This window comes from Zavarzinia aquatilis (genome assembly GCF_003173035.1).
GTDB classification, from domain to species: Bacteria; Pseudomonadota; Alphaproteobacteria; order Zavarziniales; family Zavarziniaceae; genus Zavarzinia; species Zavarzinia aquatilis.
Genome location: NZ_QGLE01000006.1, coordinates 176025 through 193328, shown reverse-complemented (window position 1 = coordinate 193328; position 17304 = coordinate 176025). Strand labels below are relative to the sequence as shown.

The 17304-nt window shown below is 66.6% G+C and carries 18 protein-coding genes; 10 read left to right on the top strand and 8 right to left on the bottom strand.

Translation table 11 applies throughout. The features are described from left to right. The first annotated feature begins 25 nt into the window (after positions 1–25). From DKG74_RS12235 to DKG74_RS12195, 9 genes are all read left to right on the top strand, one after another. Positions 26–1216, top strand: a complete 1191-nt coding sequence (locus DKG74_RS12235) for a beta-ketoacyl-ACP synthase (protein WP_109906133.1) — start codon at positions 26–28, stop codon at positions 1214–1216. A 15-nt stretch (positions 1217–1231) separates the two neighbouring features. After that, entirely contained in the window at positions 1232–2482 is a 1251-nt protein-coding gene (locus DKG74_RS12230; RefSeq protein ID WP_109906130.1) for a beta-ketoacyl-ACP synthase, read from the top strand. Then, positions 2482–3207: an SDR family oxidoreductase gene (locus DKG74_RS12225; RefSeq protein WP_109906128.1), complete on the top strand. Its 726-nt coding sequence runs from the start codon at positions 2482–2484 to the stop codon at positions 3205–3207. Before DKG74_RS12230 ends, DKG74_RS12225 begins: the two co-directional genes overlap by 1 nt. 13 nt (positions 3208–3220) lie before the next feature. Beyond that, a complete protein-coding gene (locus DKG74_RS12220) occupies positions 3221–4255 on the top strand; it encodes a zinc-binding dehydrogenase (RefSeq protein WP_243404113.1) in 1035 nt (344 codons plus the stop codon). A 112-nt stretch (positions 4256–4367) separates the two neighbouring features. Next, the gene (locus tag DKG74_RS12215; protein WP_109906124.1) at positions 4368–6266 is read left to right on the top strand and encodes a GmrSD restriction endonuclease domain-containing protein; all 1899 of its coding nucleotides are present in this window, start codon (positions 4368–4370) and stop codon (positions 6264–6266) included. A gap of 92 nt (positions 6267–6358) precedes the next feature. Beyond that, a complete protein-coding gene (locus DKG74_RS12210) occupies positions 6359–6922 on the top strand; it encodes a DUF2975 domain-containing protein (protein WP_109906122.1) in 564 nt (187 codons plus the stop codon). Beyond that, complete coding sequence (locus DKG74_RS12205) at positions 6922–7137, top strand: helix-turn-helix domain-containing protein (RefSeq protein ID WP_109906120.1); 216 nt, start codon at positions 6922–6924, stop codon at positions 7135–7137. The genes DKG74_RS12210 and DKG74_RS12205 overlap by 1 nt, the downstream gene beginning before the upstream one ends. Then, positions 7134–7340: a hypothetical protein gene (locus tag DKG74_RS12200; RefSeq protein ID WP_133251577.1), complete on the top strand. Its 207-nt coding sequence runs from the start codon at positions 7134–7136 to the stop codon at positions 7338–7340. The genes DKG74_RS12205 and DKG74_RS12200 overlap by 4 nt, the downstream gene beginning before the upstream one ends. A gap of 63 nt (positions 7341–7403) precedes the next feature. Further along, entirely contained in the window at positions 7404–8786 is a 1383-nt protein-coding gene (locus tag DKG74_RS12195; RefSeq protein WP_109906116.1) for a sensor domain-containing diguanylate cyclase, read from the top strand. Between the two features lie 10 nt (positions 8787–8796). On the opposite strand, the gene DKG74_RS12190 is transcribed toward DKG74_RS12195, so the two are convergent. The 8 genes from DKG74_RS12190 to DKG74_RS12155 all read right to left on the bottom strand — a co-directional run bounded on the left by DKG74_RS12190 (position 8797) and on the right by DKG74_RS12155 (position 16617). Continuing rightward, positions 8797–10395: a peroxidase family protein gene (locus DKG74_RS12190; RefSeq protein ID WP_165837654.1), complete on the bottom strand. Its 1599-nt coding sequence runs from the start codon at positions 10393–10395 to the stop codon at positions 8797–8799. 158 nt (positions 10396–10553) lie between these two features. Continuing rightward, positions 10554–11141 (bottom strand): hypothetical protein, encoded by a 588-nt coding sequence (locus DKG74_RS12185; RefSeq protein ID WP_109906112.1) that lies wholly within the window; start codon positions 11139–11141, stop codon positions 10554–10556. A 10-nt stretch (positions 11142–11151) separates the two neighbouring features. Further along, positions 11152–12063 (bottom strand): Hsp33 family molecular chaperone, encoded by a 912-nt coding sequence (locus DKG74_RS12180; RefSeq protein WP_109906110.1) that lies wholly within the window; start codon positions 12061–12063, stop codon positions 11152–11154. Between the two features lie 55 nt (positions 12064–12118). Beyond that, positions 12119–13063: an ornithine carbamoyltransferase gene (gene argF / locus DKG74_RS12175; protein WP_109906108.1), complete on the bottom strand. Its 945-nt coding sequence runs from the start codon at positions 13061–13063 to the stop codon at positions 12119–12121. Beyond that, on the bottom strand, positions 13060–14271 hold the full coding sequence (locus DKG74_RS12170; protein WP_243404112.1) for an aspartate aminotransferase family protein: 1212 nt from the start codon (positions 14269–14271) through the stop codon (positions 13060–13062). Before DKG74_RS12170 ends, argF begins: the two co-directional genes overlap by 4 nt. Positions 14272–14568: 297 nt before the next feature. Further along, a complete protein-coding gene (locus DKG74_RS12165; RefSeq protein ID WP_109906104.1) occupies positions 14569–15300 on the bottom strand; it encodes an SDR family NAD(P)-dependent oxidoreductase in 732 nt (243 codons plus the stop codon). Then, on the bottom strand, positions 15297–15881 hold the full coding sequence (locus tag DKG74_RS12160; RefSeq protein ID WP_109906102.1) for a 2-hydroxychromene-2-carboxylate isomerase: 585 nt from the start codon (positions 15879–15881) through the stop codon (positions 15297–15299). The genes DKG74_RS12165 and DKG74_RS12160 overlap by 4 nt, the downstream gene beginning before the upstream one ends. Before the next feature lie 10 nt (positions 15882–15891). Beyond that, positions 15892–16617 (bottom strand): SDR family oxidoreductase, encoded by a 726-nt coding sequence (locus DKG74_RS12155; RefSeq protein WP_109906100.1) that lies wholly within the window; start codon positions 16615–16617, stop codon positions 15892–15894. Between the two features lie 79 nt (positions 16618–16696). Between DKG74_RS12155 and DKG74_RS12150 the strand changes: the two genes are divergently transcribed. After that, positions 16697–17296: a TetR/AcrR family transcriptional regulator gene (locus tag DKG74_RS12150; RefSeq protein WP_165837653.1), complete on the top strand. Its 600-nt coding sequence runs from the start codon at positions 16697–16699 to the stop codon at positions 17294–17296. The last annotated feature ends 8 nt before the right edge of the window (positions 17297–17304 follow it).

The window sequence follows — 17304 nt, the reverse complement described above, 5'->3', positions numbered from 1 at the left end:
CGAGATTCGTTAAGGTAGGACCATCATGACGCGCGAGGTTTGGATCACCGGCCAGGGGCTTCTGTCGCCGCTGGGCCAGGATCTGGAAACCACCTGGGCGGGCCTGCACGACCCGGCGGCCATTGCCGCCGCCGCCGACACCGGCTTCATGCCGCCCTTCACCATTTTCCCGGCCAGCCTGCCGCCGCTCGACAAATTCGTGCCGAAGCGCGGCGACCAGCGCGCCATGGGCCCCCTGATGCTGTCCGGCTGCGTCGCCGCCGCGATGGCGATGGAACAGGCCGGGCTGCTCGGCGCCGCACCCGAGGTGCTGAAGCAGGTCAACCTGATGGTCGGCGTCGGCGGGGGCGAGCGTGACGAAAAGGTGGACGAGACCATCCTCGCCGCCCTGAACGGCATCGACGACGGCAACATGCTGGCCGAGCAGCTGCAGACCGAGCTGCGCCCGACCCTGTTCCTCGCCCAGCTGCCCAATCTCTTTGCTGGCAACATCTCGATCGTGCTCGGCGTCTCCGGCTCCAGCCGCACCTTCATGGGCGAGGAAGCGGCCGGGGTCGACGCGGTCCGCGTCGCCTTCGAGCGCATCCAGGGCAGCCAGGCCGATCTGTTCCTGGTCGGCAGCGCCTTCAACGCCTCGCGTCAGGATATTCCCCTGCTCTATCAGGCTGGCGGTTACCTGCTGGAAGACCCGGCGCGCCCGTTCTGGCAGCGCCCGAAGGCCGGCATGTGCCTCGGCTCCGCCGGCGCTTTCCTGGTGATCGAATCGCGCGAAAGCGCCGAGGCCCGGGGCGCGAAGCCGCTGGCCCGGCTGTCGGCCGTGCTGAACGACCGCTGCCGCCGCGACGCCGGCCAGGCCAGCGCCAATGCCGCCCGCGAATGGGCGCAGGTCGCGCCAAAGCCGGGCTGCGCCGTGCTGTCGGCCGCGACCGGCGTCGGCCCGGTCACCGCCGAGGAACATGAATTCCTGCTGGCCAGGGTGACGGGCCCCGAACAGGCGCAGGTGCGCCCGACGGCACCCGCGCTTGGCCATTCGGTCGAATGCGCCTTCCTGACCAATCTCGTGCTCGCGACCAAGGCGGTGCAGGAGGGCAAGCTGTTCCCGGCCCTGACCGCGGACCCGGTCGAAGCCGCGCCCGCGCGGGATTTCGATCAGGTCGTCGTCACCACCTGGGGCCACCGCCGCGGCGAGGGCCTCGCCCTCGTCGAGCGTATCTGAGGGAAGGACTGGATCATGGCGTCTCGCGCTGTCGCGGTCACCGGCATCGGCATCGTCACCTCGCTCGGTCAGGGGGCCGAGGCGAACTGGCAAAAGCTGATTGCTGGCGAATCCGGTATCCATCGCATCACCCGCTTCCCCACCGACAAGCTGCGCACCACGATCGGCGGCTCGGTCGACTTCCTGCTGGAACAGCCCTTCTCGGCCACCCAGCTGTCCTTCGCCCTCGCCCGGACGGCGGCGGCGGAAGCGGTCGCGCAGGCGAAGCTGGGCGCGGCGGGCGATTTCCCCGGCGAATTGTTCCTCGCCTCGCCCCCGGTCGAACATGAATGGCCGCAGCGCGTCCGCCTCGACCGTCAGGCGCCGGGCCAGCCCCACACCTATGCCGGCATGATGAGCGCCGCCGCCCAGGCCGGCGAAGACCTCTATGTCGACTTCCTGAACGGCACCATCGCCGACAAGCTGGCCGACGAATTCGGCACCAAGGGCAGCCCGATCACCCTGACCACCGCCTGCGCCTCGGGCGCGACGGCGATCCAGCTCGGCGTCGAGGCGATCCGCCGGGGCCAGACCAAGGCGGCGCTCGCCATCGGCACCGACGGCTCCATCCACATGGAAGCCCTGATCCGCTTCACCCTGCTCTCCGCGCTCTCGACCAACAACGAAGACCCGACCAAGGCCGCCCGGCCCTTCGGCAAGGGCCGCGACGGTTTCGTGATGGCGGAAGGCGCGGGCGCCCTGGTGCTCGAGGATGCGGAAGCGGCCCGGGCGCGCGGCGCCACCATCCTCGGCTACATCAGGGGCGTGGGCGAGGCGGCGGATACGTTCCACCGCACCCGCTCCAACCCGAATGGCGAGGCGATCATCCGCGCCATCAACAATGCGCTGGGCGATGCCGGCATCACCCCGGACGATGTCGATTACATCAACGCCCATGGCACCTCGACGCCCGAGAACGACAAGATGGAAGCCTTCGGCATCCAGGCGGTGTTCGGCGACAAGGCGGGCCAGGTGCCGGTCTCGTCCAACAAGTCGATGATCGGTCATGCCCTGACCGCCGCCGGCGCGGTCGAGGCGGTGATCTCGATCCTGACCCTGCAGCATCAGGTGCTGCCGCCGACGATCAATCACGACGGCCCGCAGGATATTCCGCTCGATTTCGTGCCGAACGAGGCGCGGCCGGCCGATGTCGACCTGATCCTGTCCAATTCCTTTGGCTTTGGCGGGCAGAACGTCTGCCTCGTCATCGGGCGCAACCCGGACTGATGGCCGACCGAGTCCTCGTCACCGGTGGCACCGGCGGCATCGGCGGCGCCATCGTCCGGCGCCTCGCCGCCGACGGTTACCCGGTAACCTTCACCTGGCGCAGCGACGAGGCCACCGCCCGGGCGCTGGCCGAGGAGACGGGGGCGGAGGCGCTGCGTCTCGATCTCGCCGACCGCCCCGCCGTCACCGCCTTCGCGGAAGGCCTGCAGGCGCGGGACGAGGCCTTCTATGGCTTCGTCCACAACGCGGGCGCGACCCATGACGCGCTGGCCGCCACGATCGACATCGAGCGCGCGGCCGAGGTCATGCAGGTCAACCTCTTCGCCTTCATGGCGCTGGTGAAGGGCGTGGTGCGCGGCATGACCGCGGCGCGCCGGGGCCGCATCCTGGCCATCGGCGCGCTGGCGGCATCGCGCGGGATCGTCGGCAACGGCGCCTATGCGGCGTCGAAGGCGGCGCTGGAATCTTATGTCCGCACCCTGATGACCGAGGTCGCGCGGCGCGGCGTCACCGCCAATGTGATCGCGCCCGGCTGGATCGACACCGCGATGGCGGGCGAGACCCCGCCCGTGCTGGCCAAATCCATTCCGGCGCAACGGCTGGGAAAAGCCACCGAGATCGCCGCCACCGTCGCCTTTCTGTTGCGCGACGAGGCGGCATATGTCAATGGCACCACCCTGACGGTGGATGGCGGCCTCGGCGGCCTGCTCGCCGCGACCAAGTGAGAGAAGACAGGGGATGACCATGCTGGCGCTGCGCCTGATCGAGGAAGGCCGGACCGAACTCGTGGAGATGGCGGCGCCGCCCGCCCCGCCGCCGGGCCAGATCCAGGTGCGCATGAAGACGGTCGCGCTGAACCATATCGACGTCTGGGGCCTGCGCGGCATGGCCTTCGCCAAGCGGAAACTGCCGCTGACCGTCGCGGTCGAGGGCGCGGCCGTGGTCGTCGGCCTTGGCGACGGCGTCACCAGCCACAAGATCGGCGACCGGGTGGCGATCTATGCCGGCGTCACCTGCGGCCACTGCAAGCGCTGCCTGAAGGGCCAGGAAAACCTGTGCGAGAATATCGCCGGGATCATGGGCTTCCATATCGACGGCCTCGCCGCCCAACTGGTCAATCTCGACCCGCGCCAGGCGATCCATATTCCCGACGGTGTGAACGATGTCGACGCCGCCTGCGCGACGACGACCTTCGGTACGGTCGAGCACATGCTGTTCGAGAACGCCAAGCTGGAAGCCGGCGAGACCGTGCTGATCCAGGCCGGCGGCTCCGGCATCGGCACGACGGCGATCCGCATGGCCAAGCAGGCCGGCGCCTATGTCTTCACCACCGTCGGCTCGGACGAGAAGATCCAGAAGGTGCTCGACCTCGGGGCCGATGTCGCGATCAACTACAACAAGGATCGCTTCGAATCCATCGTGCGCCGGGCGACCGACAAGAAGGGCGTCGACGTCGTCTTCGAGCATGTCGGGCCGGACACCTGGGCCAAGTCCCTGTTCTCGCTGAAGCGCGGCGGCCGGCTGGTCACCTGCGGCTCGACGACGGGCGTCTCGGCCGAGACCAACCTGTTCCAGCTGTTCCAGATGCAGCTGCGCATCTTCGGCTCCTTCGGCGCCAATTTCGGCAACATCCGCTCCGGCCTTCAGAAGATGGCCGGGGGCCTCCGCCCGGTGATCGACAGCGAGATCGAGCTGGGCGATATCGGCACCGCCCTTCGCCGGATGCAGAGCCGCGACCTCTTCGGCAAGATCGTCGCCCACGTTCCGGATTGACTGGTTCCGCGCCCACCGCACGACTCGACCGACTTAGGGCTCGGGTAGTGAAATGTTGACTTTCGCTTGCCATTCTCCCTGATTGCCTATTGCCAGTTGTTCGGGGGGTGGCATGCCTGGATCGACGTTTCAAACCAATCCCATCGACCTCTACCGCCTGCTCGATGAATGTCATCGAGGGGCGATCCAGCTGCCGGATTTCCAGCGCAGTTGGGTCTGGGACGAAGACCGGATCAAGAGCCTGATCGCGTCCATTTCCAGGGCTTTCCCGGTCGGAGCAATCATGTCTCTCGACACCGGCGGGCCGGTGAACTTCAAGCCGCGGCCGATCGAGGGGACGCCACCGGAAGCAGGCCGAGTGCAGCCCCAATCCCTGCTGCTCGACGGCCAACAGCGCCTGACGTCGCTCTATCAGGTCTCCATTCGCGGCGAAGTCGTCGAAACCGTGACACCGAAGCGGAAGAAGGTACGGCGCTGGTTCTATATCGACATCCGCAAGGCTCTCGATTCCTCGGTGGACAGAGAGCTCGCCATCGTGGCCGTCCCCGAGGACAAGATCGAGCGTAGCGCCTTCGGCCACCCGACCGGGCTCGACCTGTCGACCAGCCACAAGGAATATGCCGCGCTGATGTTCCCGGTCACCCAGGTTTTCGACTGGGATCGCTGGCAGGACGGCTTCGACCATTTTTGGTCTGGCGCCGACCATGGAGCGACGCGGGAGCTTTTCCGGGCCTTCAAGCGGCAGGTGCTCGAGAACTTCAAGTACTATCGCGTGCCTGTTATCGCCCTTGATCGCACGACTTCGAAGGAGGCGGTCTGCGTCGTCTTCGAGAAGGTCAACACGGGAGGAAAGCCGCTGGACGCCTTCGAACTCGTGACCGCCATGTTCGCGGCCTCTGGCCATGAACTCCGCAAGGACTGGTACGGGGGCGGGGCGGAAAAGGGCCGCCAGCGGCGGCTGGCAGAGGTCTTGCGGCTGGGTGATTCTGAGGCGGGAATTCTCGCCGGCGTCAGCAACACCGATTTCCTGCAAGCCGTTTCGCTCTTCCATACAAGGGACAAGCGGCGGGCGGCCGAGGCGGAGGGAAGAGAAGCCCCGCCGGTATCAGGCAACAGGCAGGCCCTGCTGGATCTGCCCCTCGATGCCTATCTGAAATATCAGGATCAGGTGGAGAAGGGATTCGTCCAGGCGGCCAAATTCCTCCACCTGCTTCATGTGTATCGCATCTTCGATCTTCCCTATCAGTCTCAGGTCGTGCCTCTGGCAGCCATTCTGGCCGACATCGGGTCGGCCTGGGAACACGATGGGAACCGAAGAAAACTGGTGCAGTGGTATTGGTGTGGTGTCTTCGGTGAACTTTACGGTTCGGCCGCCGAGACCCGTATTGCCCGCGATTTCATGGAAGTCCCCGCCTGGCTGTCGACTGGAGTAGAGCCGACGACCGTCAAGGACGCGATCTTTCGCGCGGATCGCCTCAAGACGATGAGGATGCGGATTTCGGCGGCATACAAGGGCGTGAACGCCTTGCTCATGAAGGAGGGAGCGAGAGATTTTCGCTCGGGACAGGGCTTCGACCATACTGTGTTCTTCGGCGAGAACGTCGATATTCACCACATCTTCCCCAAGAAATGGTGTGTGGCGAACAAAATCCTGCCTTCCGAATATGATTCCATCATCAACAAGACACCCTTGTCCTATCGCACCAACAGGATCATCGGAGGCGATGCGCCCTCCAAATATCTGGGGCGGCTGGAGAAAGGAACCTCCGATTCACCGGCCATCAATCGCCGGACTTTGGAGCATCATGTCGCTTCCCACCTGCTGGAGCCCCTGCTGCTCTATGAAGACCGCTATCATGACTTCATGGCTGATCGGCAGAGGCGGCTGATCGGCCTCATCGAGGACGCCATGGGTAAGCGTGTCTATGGCGGCCCGGTGATCGACGAAGGTGAAGATATCGATGTGGACGACGAAACCGGCGAGCGACAGGCGGTGCTCCTCGCGCTTTGATGGATAAATTATTGCTGTGTAGCGATAATTTTTTATCGTAGTTCGATAATTTTGTGCCATTCTCCCGTCGTCATCGCGGCGGGAGAATTCTCATGACCGATCAGGACATCGTCGATTTCGTGCGGCTGCGCCGCCGTTCGGCCGTACTCGCAGCCCTGACCAGGGCTGTTATGATCCTGTTGCCGCTTGCCGTCGTGCTTTATGGCGAACTGGCCCCCGCCTTCGATCTTCTGACCATCGCCAAAGTGCCGTGGGTGGCGGTCGCCACTTTCGATCCGGCGACGGTCGAACCGTGGCAGCGCCATGCCGGGGTCGGGGTCGCGCTGGTGTCCGTCGTGCTGCTCGTCGTCGGGCTGCACCATCTTCATCGCTGCTTCGCCAATTTCGCGCGCGGGCAGGCCCTGACCCGCGAGAACGCCCGCCACTTCAGCCGCTTCGGCGCCTGGATCGCGGCCGCCGTGGTCGCCTCCTTCGTGGCAACGCCGGTGCTTTCCGTGCTGTTCACGCTGGGGATGCCGGCCGGGCAGCGGCAGCTCGCCATTGGGCTCGACAGCAATCAGCTCGTCGCCCTCCTCGTCGCGGGCGGGGCCTGGATCGTCGGCGCGATCATGGCCGAGGGCGCGCGGGCGGCGGAAGAAAACGCCCAGTTCGTCTGATGGCGATCCGCGTCACCCTCGGCCGCGTGATGGCGGAGAAAAAGGTGAAGTCCAAGGATCTCGCCGCCGCCATCGGCATCACCGAGGCCAATCTGTCCCTGCTGAAACAGGGCAAGGTGAAGGGCATCCGTTTCGAGACGCTGGACGCCCTGTGCCGCCAGCTCGGCTGCACACCGGGCGATCTGCTGCAGACCGTGTCGGAGGAAGAGGCATGAATATGCGTTGGATGTCGAGACTGGCGTGCCTGACGGCGCTATGCGGCGCCCTGTCGGCCTGCGAGAGCTACGATTGGCGCGCGGCTGGCCGCGCCAGCCTCGAGAGCCTGTGCCGGAGCGACGTCGGCTGCGACCGCAGCTGCGAGAGCGAGACGGGCGCGCGTAGCGTCGGCGATTGCCGGATCGCCCATGGCCAACCCTGAGGCAGCACGGTCTCTGGCCATGACGCTTGCCTTGTTGCATCATGCCCCGGGAAAAGAGGGATCATGCCGGGACGTGACATTCTGCTGGCGGAAGGGGCGGCCCCTCGTCATCTCTGGGTGATCGGCACGGCGGCGCTGCTGCTCGCGCTGACGGCGACGCTGGCCTTTATCGACGCCGACCGGCCCCTGCCCGAGATGCCGGCCTTTCTGCCTGCCTATGGCATGGCGGTGATCGTCATCAACCTGCAGACCGGTTTCATCATCCTGACCCATGTGCCCTTCGCCCGGCGCCGCTATCTGTTGGTGATGGGACTGGCCTATCTCTACGTCGCTGCCATCGCGACGGCGCAGATGCTGGTGTTTCCGGGCGTGCTCGCGCCGCACGGCCTCCTCGGTGCCGGGCCGCAGAGCGCGATCTGGCTCTGGGTGTTGTGGCACGGCGGCTTTCCCGGCCTGATCCTGGCGGCGATGATCCTGGGCTGGTGCGACCGGCGGCGGGAGCGGGTCGTCACCCTCGGCACATGGCACAATGTCGCTGCCTCCGGCGGCATTTTCGTCGTTGTCGGCATCTTGCTGTGGCTGGTCACGGGCGGCCAGACCATGCTGCCGCCGATCATCGCCGACGGCGGCAGTTTCGCCGACCTGTGGTATCGGCCGTCCGGCATCGCCGTGCTGCTGCTTAACGGCGCGGCCCTGATCGCCGTCGTGTTCGTCATGCGCGGGCGGACCATGATCGGCCTCGGCCTTGGTCTTGCCATGCTCGCGTCGCTGTCCGATTCACTGCTGACCCTGCATTCGGGGGCGCGCTATACCCTCGGCTGGTATGCCGCGCGGGGCCTCAGCATTCTCTCGGCCCTGTCGGTGCTGGCGGTTTATTTCCGCGAATTGACCAGGCTGCACGCTCGCATCATCCGCCTGAACGCCCGGCTGGAAACCCAGGCGACCGTGGACGAACTGACGGGCCTCTATAACCGCCGACATTTCAACCGCCAGCTCGACGCCGTGCTGCGCCTCGCCCGGCGGCGGGGCGGCGAAACCGCGCTGCTGCTGATCGACGTCGATCACTTCAAGCGTTTCAACGACCGCCACGGCCATCAGCAGGGCGACGAATGCCTGCGCCAGATCGGCGCCGCGATCCAGTCCATCGCGCGGCGCCCCGGCGACGTGGCCGCCCGCTATGGCGGCGAGGAATTCGCCGTCATCCTGCCCGATACCAGCGCGGAAGGGACCATCGCCGCCGCGCGCCGCCTGCTCGACGCCACTCGAGGTCTCGCCATCGTGCATGAGGACAGTCCGGCTGGCGGGATCGTCACGGTCAGCATCGGCGTGGCCGGCGGCGGGCCGGATGCGACCCCGGACAGCCTGATCCGGGCCGCGGACGGCGCACTCTATGCCGCCAAGGCGGCCGGCCGCGACCGGCTGGAGGTCGCGGCCGCCGCGCTGTGATATTCGGCCTTCAAAAGCCCGAGATCGCCAGGAAACCAAGCATCTGCGTCATGTGGAAGATGTCTTCCCATTTCGCAGGCGCCGACGGCGCCGAACTGTCGGCCGGTACCCCATAATTGGTCATCAGGGGGGCCAGGTCGAAGTCGGGAGAGTTGTAGAGCGAGCCAAGGATCGTTTCGGCCACGATATAGCTGCCCACATGCCCGAGATGGCTTGCTGTTGGCGCCTGCTCCGAAGCCTCGCGCAGGATGTAAAGCCACAGGGGGGTATCGACGGCGAAGCCCGCGTCGATATCGCGGATTTCCGGATATTCGGCGACAGTCCCGATGGGCAGGACCTGATCGGGCGAGAGAACAGCAATACCCGCGCCATAGGTGCTGCGTAGCGCGTAAGCGACCTCCTGACCGCTGGGCAGGCCGAAGTCCACGCCGCGCCGGATGTTTCGCTCGGCCAGGGAAATCGGAGGCTCACCGATACTGGGCGGCGGGAGGCGGAAGATGCTCGCCGGCAGATTGGCGTCGAGCGGCTCGCCCGATTGAGCCTCGCCGCCATCGTGATCCCGCAAGCCAAAGAAAAATTTCCAGTCGATGACGATATCGTCGTCTATTTTCGCGTTACCGCGCAGATCGCGGGGATCCTGCGGCGCATTGCCGGACGTCATCGTATTGAACAGGCGCAGGCCTTTGCTCCCCGTCAGCTTGTACGAGTCGCGAAGCTGGGAATGACCGAGACGGAACACCGCGTGCGCGAATTCCACTGGCATCGCGGTGACGTCGCGAAGATCGAACCCGGTTACATCCTTGCCACCTGCCAGCTCCAGCCGGGGTACGAGGGCGTTGCGAACGTCCCGGTTCATTTTCTGGTAGAAGGTCTTTCCTTCCTGCAGCTTACTCCAGACGTCCTGGATGATATCGGGATTGGCGACACGCGGCAGATAGTCCTTCACCACGATCTGGCGGAAAACACGCACGACCTTGGCCCTCGTGGCCTTGATCGACGCGACCCTGTCTTCAAGCGTGTCGGTGGTGGGGGGAACGTGAAGCTTGTTGTGCAGGCGCTCGAACAGGACATGAAGCTGAACAATTATCTTGTTCTCGTCATTGCGCGGATCTGCGATGCGCCGACCGTCGCGATAGTCCGTCAGCCGTTCGATGTCGACCGGAACACCATTATGCTCACGCAGCTTGAAATAGCCCTTCTCGTCGAACAGGGCGCCGTCGGGCCCTCCCAGCAGACCGTAAACGGAGTCGAGGTCAAGACTGCCGGTGCGGCCGTTGGTCGACGTCAACCCGCCGTCCTGCAAGACCTGTTGCCGCTGACCGATGATGGGATTCTGCTCGAGAAAGGCGAGTTCGGGTGTGACGACCCGGAATTCCGTCAGGTCGTGGTCGATGAATTGCCCCAGGAACGTGAAACCGGCCGCGAGGCCGGTGCCCGCTTGCTTCGATGGAAAGCCACCCGCCTGCAGGGGGCCGAGGGCGCCCGCGAGCAGGGAGATGGCATGGCTGTTGTATTGATGCGACCTGGCCGGGAACAGCCGGCCAAAGGGCGAACGATAGGCCTTCTGCAACATCCCCGGATCGACCGCGACCCAACCGTGGTGAGCCATCATTTCCCCCAATTTTTTTCGCCGAACGCCCTGAATGGCGCCTGGCGATAAAACTATGGGGCGAGTGTTTTTTCTTATCAACCACAATCCAAAGATTCATTTTATGGAATGATTGACCCGGTGCACACAACCATTGATTTTGGATGATTGACGAAAGATCAGCCGAGGAAGGCGCGCATGTCGCGGCGGAGAGCCGCCATGGCGCGGGCATCGAACTCGTTGATCAGCTCGCGCGAGATGGCATAGAGCGCCTGGCGCCGCTCGGTGAAGCTGACGTCCTTGGCCATGGTGGCGAAATATTCGGCGGTGATGGTCGATTCCGCCTCGGACCCGGACTCGCCGTTGGTCACCTTGGCGCGGAAGCGCGCCGACAGGCGGGCCGTGACCTTGCGGCCCTGTTCGCTGCGGAAGGCACCTTCGATGCCGGTCGTCACCGGCAGATATTCCTCGACCGCCGAAGCGTCGAGCAGGGTCACGGTCATATGGCCGTTGCTGCCCGCGGCCTGCACCCTGTCGCCCATCCAGTTCTCGAAGGCGACCTGGGGCGAGACGTCGAAATCCGCCTCGACATGGCCGGTGCCCAGCGGGCTGAAGGTGTTTTCCGTCGCGATGTCGGCGACATTGAACAGCAGCGGCGCCCCCGCGAAGCTGAAGGCGGGAAAGCTGGGCGCCGGGTCCTTGCTGGCGCAGGCGCCGACAAGGCCGGTCAGCGGCAGGGCGATCAGCAACTCGCGGCGCGACAGCATGGCTTGCTCCTTACGGCTCGATCGCTTGCGGATCGAAATCATAGGTCGTGTTGCAGAATTCGCAGGTGACGCCGATCCGGCCGTCGACCGCCATATGCGCACGGTCTTCGGGCGAAAATCGGGCGAGCATGGTCGATATCCGCTCGCGCGAGCAGCGGCAGCCGAAGGCGATGTGCAGGGTGGGGTAAACCCGCACCTCGTCCTCATGGTAGAGCCGCCAGGCCAGCTCCTCGGGCCGCAGCGACGGCTCCACCAGTTCCTCGGCCGTCGCGGTCATCGCCTTGGCCCGGGCGTTGCTCCAGTGATCCTCGTCGGTCCGGTCGGGCAGATGGCCGGTGCCGTCGCTGCGCGGGCCGGCGCTGCCGTGGGGCAGATGCTGGATCATCAGGCCGCCGGCGTGCCAGCCGCCGGGCGACTTGCGCGCGGCGAGGCGGACTGTCGTGGGGATCTGTTCGGAATCGCGGAAATAGCTCTCGGCGCAGGCGGCGAGGTCGGGCCCGTCGAGGGCGACGATGCCCTGATAACGGTCGGTCTCCGGCCCCTGGTCGAGGGTCATGGCGAGATAGCCCTTGCCCACGAGGGCGGCGAAGTTGGGCGAAGGCCCCAGCGCCTCGACCGCCGCCCGGTCGAACTGGGCGAAGCCGCGCACCGTGCCGGGGGTGACGAAATCGGCGACCATCATCGACAGCGGCCCGTCGCTCTTGGTCTGGGCGGTGAAGGTGCCGTCGAATTTCACCGAATTGCCCAGCAGCGTGACGGTCAGGATCAGCTGCGCCAGCTGGACCGAGACCGCGTCCGGGTAATCGTGCTTGCCCAGCACCGTGTCGAGCACCGGGCCGAGGCGCAGGATGCGGCCACGGACATCGAGACTGTCGATCTGGAACGGCAGGACGATGTCCTGCGCCTTGGTGTCGGTACTCATCACATGCGGTTCCGGTCGCGGGGCGCGGCGCGGCGGCACGCGCGCCCGCGTTTCATCAGGCGAGGCACCAGGTGAGGATGCCCTTCTGGGCGTGCAGGCGGTTTTCCGCCTCGTCCCAGACGATGGACTGCGGGCCGTCGATGACGTCCGAGGTCACTTCCTCGCCCCGGTGGGCGGGCAGGCAGTGCAGGAACACCGCGTCCTTGGCCGCAAGGCCCATGCGCCGGGTATCGACCCGGTAGGGCGCCAGCAGATTGTGCCGGCGCTCCGCCTCGGTGTCGCCCATCGAGACCCAGGTATCGGTGATGATCGCGTCCGCGCCTTCGGCAGCCGCGTCGGCGTCGGTCGTCAGCTCGATCTTCGCGCCTTCCGCCTTGGCCCAGTCGAGGATTTCCTTCGGCGGGGCCAGTTCGTCGGGACAGGCGAGGCGGAGGGCGAAATCGAAGCGCGCGGCGGCATGGATGAAGCTGCGCGCGACATTGTTGCCGTCGCCAAGCCAGGTGAAGGTGCGCCCGGCCACCGGGCCGCGATGCTCCTCATAGGTCATGATGTCGGCCATGATCTGGCACGGATGCGACCAGCGGGTCAGGCCGTTGATCACCGGCACCGTCGCCGCCTCGGCCATCTCGGTCAGATTGGTATGGGCCGAGGTGCGCAGCATGATGGCGTCGACGAAGCGCGACAGCACGCGGGCGGTGTCGGCGATGGTCTCTTCCCGGTTCAGCTGCAGCTCGGTGCCGAGCAGCAGCAGGGTCTGGCCGCCGAGCTGGCGCATCCCGACGTCGAAGGAGACGCGGGTGCGGGTCGACTGCTTCTCGAAGATCATCGCGAGAATGCGGCCGTCGAGCGGCTTGCCGGCGTCGGGCACGCCCTTGGGCAGGCCATGCCGGGCGGTCTTCAGCGCCTTGGCGCGGTCGAGGATGCCGCGCAGCGTCGCCTTGTCGAGGACGTCGAGATCGAGGAAATGCCGGGGCGGCGGGTTGAGGTCGATGACGGTCATGACGCAGCTTTCTGTTCTGCGGCGACCTGGGCCGACACGGCGGCGCAGGCGGCATCGAGGCGCCGCGCGGCTTCCGCCACGTCGTCCTCGGTGATGTTCAGGGGGGGCAGCAGGCGGATCGTGTTCTCGCCACCGCCGACGCCGATCAGCCCGGCGTCGCGCATCGCGCCGAGCAGTCGCTTGTTCTCGATCTTGTCGTTGACCTTGAGGCCGATCATCAGCCCGCGGCCCCGAATGCCCTCGATCAGGCCGGGGTGGCTGTCGACGATCATGGCGAGCGACTGTTTCAGCCGGTTGGCGGTGTCGTTCACCTGATCGAGGAAGCCGGGCGCCAGCATCAGGTCCATCACGGCATTGCCGACCGCCATGGCCAGCGGATTGCCGCCATAGGTCGAGCCATGGGTGCCAGCAACCATGCCGACCGCCGCCTTTTCGGTGGCGAGGCAGGCGCCGAGCGGGAAGCCACCGCCGATCGCCTTGGCCGTCGCCATGATGTCCGGCGTAACGCCGGCCCATTCATGGGCGAAGAGCTTGCCGGTCCGGCCCATGCCGCACTGCACTTCGTCGAGGACGAGCAGGATGCCGTGCTGGTCGCACAGCTGGCGGATGGCGCGCAGGGTCTCGTCCGGGATCGGGTTGATGCCGCCTTCGCCCTGGATGGGCTCGAACAGGATGCCCGCCGTCTCGGGACCGATTGCGGCCTTGAGCGCGGCGAGATCGCCGAAGGGGACATGGTCGAACCCGTCCATCATCGGGCCGAAGCCCTCGACCAGCTTCTTCTGGCCGGCGGCGGCGATGGTCGCCAGCGTGCGGCCGTGGAAGGCGCCCTCGAAGGTGATCAGGCGGTAGCGCTGCGGATTGCCGGTCGCCGAATGATATTTACGCGCCGTCTTGATCGCGCATTCGACCGCTTCCGCCCCCGAGTTGGTGAAGAAGGCGTAGTCGGCGAAAGTCGCGGCCACGAGGCGCTGCGCCAGCAGCTCCTGCCCCGGGATGCGGAACATGTTCGAGGTGTGCCAGACCTTGCCCGCCTGATCGGTCAGGGCCTTGACCAGATAGGGATGGGCATGGCCGAAGGCGCAGACCGCGATGCCGGCGGCGAAATCCAGGAATCGTCGGCCATCCGTCGACACCAGCCAGGCGCCTTCGCCCCGCTCGAAGGCGAGGTCGGCGCGCGCGTAGGTCGGAAGAACGGCGGACGTGGTCACGAGTCCAGCTCCTGCAAATAGAAAACCCTGCCGGCCGCCCGCCTTCCCCCATGGAAAACGCGGCCGCCAGCAGAACCCGGCACGAAAGAGCGGCAGAGTAAATAGCCGCCCCCCCGATCTGTCAATGTTTCTGCCCGATTTCCGGGCGGGACGAAACGTCCCGTCGCCGATGCCCTTGTGTTCGGGACCCTCCCATTTTTCGTCATGCCGGCGAAGGCCGGCATCTTTGACAGGCATAGGCGCCTTCCCGTCGCGAGGTCCGGCCTTCGCCGGGACGACGATGATCGAGAGTGCCGGCTACCACACTTCGGCGTAGGGGCGCAGTTCCAGTTCGTGGGTCCAGGCGCAGCGGGGCTGCAGGTGGAGCTGCCAGTAGGTTTCGGCGATGTCGGGCGGGGCGAGGGTCGCGTCCTCGCCCTTGCCCTCGATCAGGCCGGGCAGCAGGCTGCGCACCCGGTCACCGGCGACGACGCCGTCGATCACCACATGGGCGACATGGATGCCCTGCGGCCCGAATTCCCGCGCCATGCTCTGGGCGATGGCGCGCAGCCCCGCCTTGGCCGAAGCGAAGGCGGCGAACATCGGCTTGCCCCGCATTGAGGCGGAAGCGCCGGTGAAGATCATCGTGCCACCGTCGGGCAGCATGGCGCGCACAGCCCCCTGGCCGACCAGCAGGCCGGCCAGCGGCCCCTGCCGCCACATGCCCTCGAGAAAGCCGGGCGTGATGTCGAGAAAGCCCTGCGGCCAGTTGCCGCCGACGTTGAAGACGACGAGCCGGGGTGTCCGGCCATCGGCGGCGACGGCGGCGAAGACCGCGTCGACCTCGGCCTTGTCGGTCGCGTCGCACGGGATCGCCCGGGCGGTGCCGCCCTGTGCCTCGATGGCGGCGACGACGCCGGCCATCTTGTCGGGATGCCGGCCGGCGACATAGACCGGCAGGCCGCCCGTGGCGGCGCGCAGGGCAACGGCGCCGCCCACGCCCTCCACCGGGCCGACGCCGAAGACGACGGCGGCGGGCGCACCGGTCACGACAGCGCCTCCTCGACGAAGTCGAGGCGGTCCTGACCGAAGAACATCTGGTCGCCGACGAAGAAGGTCGGTGCGCCAAAGGCGCCGCGCGCCGCCACCTGCTCGGTATTGGCCTTCAGCCGGTCTTTCACCGCGGGGTCCGCCACCATCGCCTCGAAGGCGGCGGGGTCGAGGCCGGCGGCGGCCAGCACCTCGGCGACCACGGCGGGATCGCCCATGTTGCGGTCGTCGCGCCAGATCGCGTCATAAACGGCATCGCAATAGGTCTGGAACTGCGGCGTGCCGTCGTAACCGGCGGCGCCGCGCATCAGGGTGACCGTATTGATCGGGAAGGCGCTGTTCATGTTCAGCGGCACGGCGAATTTCTTCGCATAGCGCGACAGGTCGACGAAGAGATAGGCCCCCTTGGCCGGCACGGTCAGGGGCGCGCTGTTGCCGGTCGCCTTGAACAGCCCGCCCAGCAGTATGGGAATGCGCTTCACGGTCGCGCCGGTGCGCTTCGCCACCGCGTCGATGCGGCGCCAGGCCAGATAGGCGGCGGGGCTGCCGAAATCGAAGTAGAAGTCGACGGTCTTGGACATTCGCTTTTCCTCACCAGGTTTCCGACCAGGGGCGCAGGTCGAGTTCGTGGGTCCAGGCATCGCGCTTCTGGACATGCAGGGCCCAATAGGCATCGGCGATGTGATCGGGGTTCAGGATGCCGTCATGGGCCTTGGTGGCGTAGACGTCGGGGAAATTGTCCCGGATGAAGGCGGTGTCGATGGCGCCGTCGATGATCGTGTGGGCGACATGGATGCCCTGCGGGCCCATTTCCCGCGCCATGCTCTGGGCAAGGGCGCGCAAGCCGTGCTTGGCCGCGGCAAAGGCGGAAAAGCCGGCCCGACCGCGCAAGGAAGCGGTCGCCCCGGTGAAGACGATGGTGCCCCGGCCCCGCGTCAGCATGGCCTTCGCCGTCTCGCGCCCGGCGAGGAAGCCGGCGAAACAGGCCATTTCCCAGACCTTGTAGAACACCCGCGCCGTCGTCTCGGTGACCGGGAAGCGGACATTGGCGCCGATGTTGAACACCATCGCCTCGATCGGGCCGACCCCGGCCTCGATCCCGGCGATCAGGGCGATCACGTCTTCCTCCCGCCGGGCGTCGACGCCGAAGGGCAGGGCGGTGCCGCCCGCCGCCTCGATCTCGGCGACGAGGGGGGCGAGCTTCTCGGCATTGCGGCGGACCACGGCGGCGGTGAAGCCTTCACGGGCGAAGCGCCGCGCGATGGCGCCGCCGAGCGCGTCGCCCGCGCCGATGACGAGGGCTACCGGTTTCGACATGACTTCTCCTCCCGGCGACGCTATAGGTTGACCCTGTTCTGTATGTTCTGCGTCATCCAGAATCAGCATGATGCCCATCATGCAGAACGTCAAGGGCGGGGGCACAGGCATGGGTCATTCCCGGGCACAGAAACAGGCCAATCACGACCGCATTCTGGCGGCGGCGGTCGACCTGCTGCGCTGTCAGGGGCTGGACCACACCGGCATCGCCGAGGTGATGCGGGCGGCGGGCCTGACCCACGGCGGCTTCTACAGCCATTTCGAGCGCCGCGAAGCCATGGTCGAGGAAGCCCTGACCGATGCCTTCGCCGCCGACGAGGCCCGCCTGACCAAGGCCGCCAGCCGCAGCGACAAGGACCGGCGGGTCGCCATGATCGAGGCCTATCTCTCGCCCCTGCACCGCGACAATCCGGCCCGTGGCTGCACCGCCGCCGCCCTCGCCGGGGATGTCGCCCGCGCCGACGACGGCGTGCGGCGGATCTTCACCGAACAGCTGGAGCGGTATCGCGACCTGATCGCCGGCCTGATCCCGACCGGGCCGGAGGCGGCGCGATCCCATGCCCTGTTCGGCATATCCGCCATGATCGGCGCCCTGCTGCTGTCGCGCGCGGTCGACGACGAGACCCTGTCCGATGATATTCTGGACGCCGCCCGGCACCATCTGACCGAGCGCATATAACAAGCAAG